General features: G+C 42.4%; 3 protein-coding genes and 1 pseudogene. All 4 read right to left on the bottom strand.

Translation table 11 applies throughout. The annotated features are described in order from the left end of the window. Positions 1-1,433 (bottom strand): hypothetical protein (locus ACEW8U_RS23920; protein ID WP_373524578.1); only part of this gene is annotated, 1,433 nt, incomplete at its 3' end. 78 nt (positions 1,434-1,511) lie between these two features. Beyond that, positions 1,512-3,671, bottom strand: coding sequence for a glycosyl hydrolase 115 family protein (locus ACEW8U_RS23915; RefSeq protein WP_373524577.1), 2,160 nt, complete (start codon positions 3,669-3,671; stop codon positions 1,512-1,514). A gap of 21 nt (positions 3,672-3,692) precedes the next feature. Further along, entirely contained in the window at positions 3,693-5,411 is a 1,719-nt protein-coding gene (locus ACEW8U_RS23910) for a RagB/SusD family nutrient uptake outer membrane protein (protein WP_373524576.1), read from the bottom strand. Positions 5,412-5,490: 79 nt separating this feature from the next. Continuing rightward, positions 5,491-6,276: pseudogene (locus ACEW8U_RS23905) on the bottom strand (SusC/RagA family TonB-linked outer membrane protein); the annotation flags it as partial.

The raw sequence follows: 6,276 nt of genomic DNA, 5'->3' as shown, positions 1-6,276 counted from the left end.
TACTCAATCACAACCCATGATTTATCCACAATCACCATAGGGCTATCGGTAACAGGAATGTTGGAAAATGTCCAAGAACCCTTGTTCTTCCTGAAATTCTCCTTTGGTATGGCATAAACATTTCCGGTCAAAAGGTCCACCATAACAGGTGATTTGAGGTTGATGTCGTTTATAGTAAATCCCACATTTTTAGCTGGATAATCATCTGTCGGTTTGGCTTCGGATAACCAAAGTGTTATGGCATGGCCTTTAGCCCTTTCGCCGGCATAAGCATGAACGGAAAGATTGGCAACGTCATGGGATACCGGTGCTTCTTTTAGCCGGGTGATCTTTTCGGAAAACAAGGTGGCGGTATTTTGATAGGCTTTGTAGGATAACTTGGGCCTTTCAATGCTATTATCCGGACGTGCTTTAAGCAAACCTTTGGAATTAAGCCCCACCATATGGTCTCCGGCATCATAATACATATCGGAAATCTGAAAGATATTGGTCACATCCACATCATGGGCCATATCTCCCAACATCCTTCTCAGGTTCCACTTAGCCTGAGTCAACTCCGACCAATCATATCCCCGTGTCATAGCGCCAACAGCTTCACCTTCCTTTGTGGATGGAGCCCCGTTTTCACCCTGCCACAGTTGGATATCATCCCGATATTTAGAAACTAACTTTTTCAGGTTAGCAACCTCAGGATAGCTGTCTTCCGGCCTGGGCCTATACCCGTGAAATGAAAGGATGTCAAATTGGTCAAGTTTTCCTTTTGATTTTAAAATTTCCAAAATTGACTCTACATATTCCACCCTTCCCAAACCTGCCAATCCCAGTGCTATAATACGTGCATTGGGTTGTACTTTCTTGATGATGTCTGCTGTCCTTACGTGAAATCCGGCGAATTCCGCAGCTGTCATCTGCTTACTGATATCCGGTTCGTTCCAGATTTCCCATTCCAAGACTTTATTTTTATATCTGAAAACCAAAGCCTCCACCCAATTGTCCCAGGCTTTCAATGCTTCCGTAGAAGTGGGGATGCCGCCGGCCAGGGCCGCCTGGCCCCCGCCTTCATAAATAGGATTTCCATAGGAGGGCTGAACCCAGGGCTGCACACCTTGCGATAAAGCATCATCAATGATCTTATCCAACCATTCAAAATCATAGATTCCTTTTTGTTGCTCACATTTAGCCCAACCTGCTTGCAGGCGGATTCGCTTGGCTCCCAAAGGACCCAGATATTCTTTATAAGCATGGTAATCGGCATAATCCCGGTCCAGGGTTTCTCCGCCAATGGACCACCGGGATGTTTTGATTTCTTTGGCAGTCGAGGTTTTCATCATTCCCAACTTTGGAAATTGAATGTTTTCCTGGGCTTGTATGACCGTAACATCCAGAAATAAAAAGAATATAAAAAGTATTACCAATCGGTTAGTTTGTATCATGGGTATTGTTGTTAATCGTTTGAAAATTCTGTTGGGTTTAAATTCGCCCCGATCATCATTATGATCGGGGATTCCGGTTTACTGATTTTTAGTATCAAGGGAAAGGGATTTTGCAAGTTGGAGTATCTCCTCTGTATAACTTTCCATTCTTATGAGATTCATTTTTGTTTCCCCCTGATACCAGTCTTGCCATTTTTCGCCTTTGGATGACAGTGCTTTTCCTGAACGGATGGTTTCGAATCCTTTGAGAGCTGATTGAAGGTAAAGGATAGTATTTTCCCGATCCCCGACTTCTTCTGCCAAAATTGCCTTTGTTATGCCGTCCAACCATTCCCCAAGTCCATGGATAATATCCAATTGTGATTTCAGGTTAACTTCAAGAAATGGCCTTTTGGAATCATCCATTTTAGAAATAATATCATCCAAAGAATTTTGCGTATGAAGAAAATTCCGCTGTTGTAAATCCAGTTTGGAAATCAACTCATCAACTGAAATATTTCCCGACCGGCTATCGGTCAAATGCTTTTTTAACCAAGGAGCGGTTTCCGCTGGATCGGATTGATTAAAGACCAACTTCCCTAAGTTGAATTTTTTAGGATCAGAAAGTTGTTCTTTTAGGCTTGACAAAAGTCCGAAACCTTTTATTCTGATTTGTCCATCCAATAAAATGGGGCCATTGGATTGATCATGCATCTGGTAGCTGTCGAAAAACTGCTGGTAGACTGCTGCAACCGCTTCAGAATCCTCACCAAATCGCACTTCTGCCCAGTTTTTCATGAACATTTCAGGATCAAAACCATTGAAATCATAGGTCATCTCAGATGAAGCCCGGAGTCCAAGAGCAAATTCCCGGATATTGGATACATTGAAGATCACATAATCATCGGAACCTTTTTCAACTGCCTGTTTGATTATCTCATAGGTCTTGGAAGGGGGGACAGCCTGCGCAAGGTGTGGTCCCATACCCCATAACTGATGGTGGTAATAAATGCCATACTCCCTATCCTCCTCTCTTTGAGTCTGAAAAAAATCCGGCTGCATCATCCATCCGGGACTGTTATCCGAAAAAACCACCATCATTCCCTCCGGGAAAGTTAAATATCCTTTTTCGTTCAATTCCGAGCCTTCCATCCACAGTGTTGTAGTTACAGGTATGTGTTCCCGCTTATCTACATTCCGGATGATATCCATCTGAACCTGCATGGCTTGGGAGATGAGTTCCCCGCGGGCGGCATCGGATTGGGGAATGGCGTCATCCGCCAGCCACATCGGTCGGTCTGCAATTCCCCTCAGCCCTATCTGCCAGATCACATTGGGAAATTGTGCCCATTCCTCCGCATATACCTTCCATATTTCTTTAAGCGCTTCCGGATGACTGTAAAAGGAAAATTTCAAATCCTTGCCTCTTTCGTTCCAATAATTAAAATAGGTAAAGGCGCTCACGCCAAGTGGCTCTATATGATGCATACTTAGAAAAACCCCTCGTTTTGCAGCAATCTCCACAAGCTTTCTCTCGGGTTTGTTAAAAATATCAATGAAACTCGCAGGTATGATCAGGTTATACCTGAGGCGTATCATCGCTTCTACAGCTTTTTCCATCACCGCAGGATTGACCACTTCGGCATAAAAAGGATAATCTATATTTCTTTCCCCGCCACTTTCCTTCCATCCGGTAAGCAAGTCCTCATCATTGATAAACCAACCCCTGTATTTAAAAGAGGGTGATTCCTGATCGATTTCAATGGCAGACCAAACCAACTGGTTTCTTTTTTCCGGTTCCCTGTCTGTCCAGAAATAAAGCGGGTCCACTTCTAAATATTTCTCTATAAAATGGTATATTCCAAATTGGGTCCCCCGGGAGTCACTTCCTGTAATCATCAGGTTTTTTCCCTGGTTCTTAACTTTATAAGCTTCCCATTTCCCACTCTGCCCTTTCGCTTCTTTAAAATTATCATTAAGGAAAGCTGCAGAGCCCGGAATATCCATGGAACCAATTATCACACAACCTTTATCACAAAGTTGGGGATCTCGGGTCAATTCAGGTCTTTGGGAAGTAATTTTTGCTATGTCATTGATCAGGTCTTCCACAGCCAATAATACATGCTCGGGCTCATCCGGAAGCAGGCAAATGGATTTTGCGAAATCCCCTGAAACAAGTACAAATTCTTCTTTTTGCCGGCATGCCGAAAAGAAAACCAAAACAAGAAACACAAGTGAATACTGGGCCGTTTTTTTCATTTAGTATCTATTATATAGATTCTAATTATATCCCGGATTTTGGGGCATGTCACCGTTTTTATTGGATTCAATTTCCCTGAATGGAATAGGCCACAAAGCGTGATAATCCCTGATTTCATTGCTGTTGAAGGCATTGTATTTTCTAACTCTTTCTACAAGAGTACCTGTTCTGTGAAGATGAAGTCTCCTGGGTTCTTCATAAACTAGCTCTCTTGCTCTTTCATCAAGAATATAGTCCAAGTTGACTTGTCCCGGACTGACAGGTGTGGCATTTGCCCTACTTCGGACAGCATTGATATCATTGGCTGCATTTGCCAAATCCCCTCTTCCCAAATAAGCTTCGGCTCTAAGCAGATAAGTTTCTGCCAACCTGAACAAGTACATGTCCCTGTATGTAGCGCCAGCTTGGGTGTTGAGCAACAATAGATCATTATCTATGATCAGCCCTGATGGGTGGTCTCCAGGAGTGGTAACTTTACTAGGGTAAGGATACCATCTCCAATCCTGATTGGCAAGAGTTGGACTTGGAAACTCCAAAGAACTTCTCATAAAAAAGTTGGAATTGGGATTGGTGTACACATAATCCCTCACAATATTATGCGGAGCATTGCGGATGTCATTATCCCAATCGCTTTCCCACAAAGTGTTTAGGTAAAAATCTGTATTTCTCATAAATGAAACCCCTCTTCCGCCTGTATTATAGTTGGATTGTCCATCACCTAGTGACCCTTCCTGGTTTTCAGGGTCCCTAAAAGTCAAAAATGCTACAGGAGATGCCCATCTTTCCAGACCATTATAATATCCTCCAGAGGACCGAAACAATCCCCCTGGTATATCCAATTCGTACTGTAAGACCCAAAGTGCCTCCCTGTTACCACTGGCTCTGTTTTGATTTCCCGCCTGAAACAAATCCCAATAAGGATCGCCATCCTGCGTAAACTGCAAATAGGGGTCAATAGGTCTTCTGTTTGCACTGACTCCGAATCTACTGGTCATCAATTGGGTAGCCGGATCATCAATGATGGTGGTTGCAGCCACTATGGCTTCATCAAATCTCCCAAGGGAAATGAGTGTTTCAGCTAATAGATGAAATGCAACTAACTTTGACACTTTGCCGTCCACTACCTGACTAATCCCTGGTAAATTTTGTGATGCTTCGGTGGCATCCAAAACTATCTGATTAAGAATCTCTTCTTTGCTTGCCCTTGAAAAATCCACTCTTGGCGAGGTAATTTCTTCCAAAATCAAGGGAACTCCTCCATAAAGATATACCAGATACCTATAAGAAAATGCCCTAAAGAATTTTGCCTCAGCAATGATTTCGGACTTTTGGGCATCGGTCATCTGTACAATTTCAATCCTGTCCAATATGGTATTTGCATTGGATATGATTTTATACCATTCATTCCAATGGAACTCAATTGCTCCATTCGTCGGAATAAGCCATACAGTATGACTTCCAAAACGACCTGGATCTTTACGGACATGAAATGCAATATCGGTGCTCATCCAATGTACAAAATGCTGAACATTATCATTGGTTCCGGAGTGGATAAACCGGACACGCGCATATAGGTCAGTCAATGCACTTTGAAAATCCTCAAAGTTTCTGTAAGAATTTTCAGGGCTGAAAAAATCCAGTGGAATTTCTTCAAGAAATGCATTCTCATCACAACCCAGATTTATCAATACCAATAAACCTACCAGCGATATTTTCAATTTATAGATTATATTTTTCATCTTTTCCAAATTTTTAAATCTTCAACTAAATTCTATCCAAGATATCAGAAATTCCATGGCTCCAATAAGTTTGGCTTGATCAAAAAGACATGTCAATTCCAAATGTATAGGCCTTCATCACAGGGAAAGCATCAAGGCGTCCGATTCCCTGTCCCGATTCAGGATCCCATCCGTCCCAATCTGTGAGAGTCAATAGGTTTTTGCCGCTCACAAACAGTTTAAGGTTTTGGATGCCGAATTTCTGGACAAAGCTCTGATTGACTTGATAGGCCAGCGAAATATCCTGAAGCCTCACGAAACTCCTTGAAAAGTATCTTGGAGGAGCAATCTGTGCAGGCTGCCAAGGAATGGAATACCTTGCGTCAGGATTATTGGGGGACCAGTAGTCATAGAAATTAAACCAGTTTGAATTTTGGGCAGTACCTGTGGTTCCAGAAATCCCGGTGGTATGGTTGGCCCCCATGTACCTATCTCTTCCTCCCTGTATGGAATTGATGAAGAACCTAAAGGTGAAATTCTTATAATTCATAGTATTTTGAATACCAAACAAATAAGCAGGTTCAGTCCTTCCCAAAAATACCCTATCATCTTCAGGTGTAATCATTCCATCCCCATTTTGGTCTACCAACCTATAATTACCGGGGGAAAATCCTGTAGGAATATCGTCATCAACCTGCCAGATACCATCTATTTCGTATCCGTAAATTGTCCCCAGAGACCTCCCTATGAATAAATTACTGGCAATAAGGTCATCTTCAATCCCATCTCCATTGTTGTCCTCTCCCAGCAAGGTGACAATACGGTTGTCATTGGTCGCAATATTGAAACCAAGATTCCAAGTAAAATTCCTTTTGTTAATGATTGT

This window comes from Aquiflexum sp., from assembly GCF_041751335.1.
In the GTDB taxonomy this organism is placed as follows: Bacteria; Bacteroidota; Bacteroidia; order Cytophagales; family Cyclobacteriaceae; genus Aquiflexum.
This window is presented reverse-complemented; position numbering and strand designations above follow the sequence as displayed.

What these genes read in the sequence shown, in the direction of transcription:
- ACEW8U_RS23915 (WP_373524577.1), bottom strand. Translation starts at nt 3,671, where the DNA reads ATGAAAAAAACGGCCCAGTATTCACTTGTGTTTCTTGTTTTGGTTTTC.
- ACEW8U_RS23910 (WP_373524576.1), bottom strand. Translation starts at nt 5,411, where the DNA reads ATGAAAAATATAATCTATAAATTGAAAATATCGCTGGTAGGTTTATTG.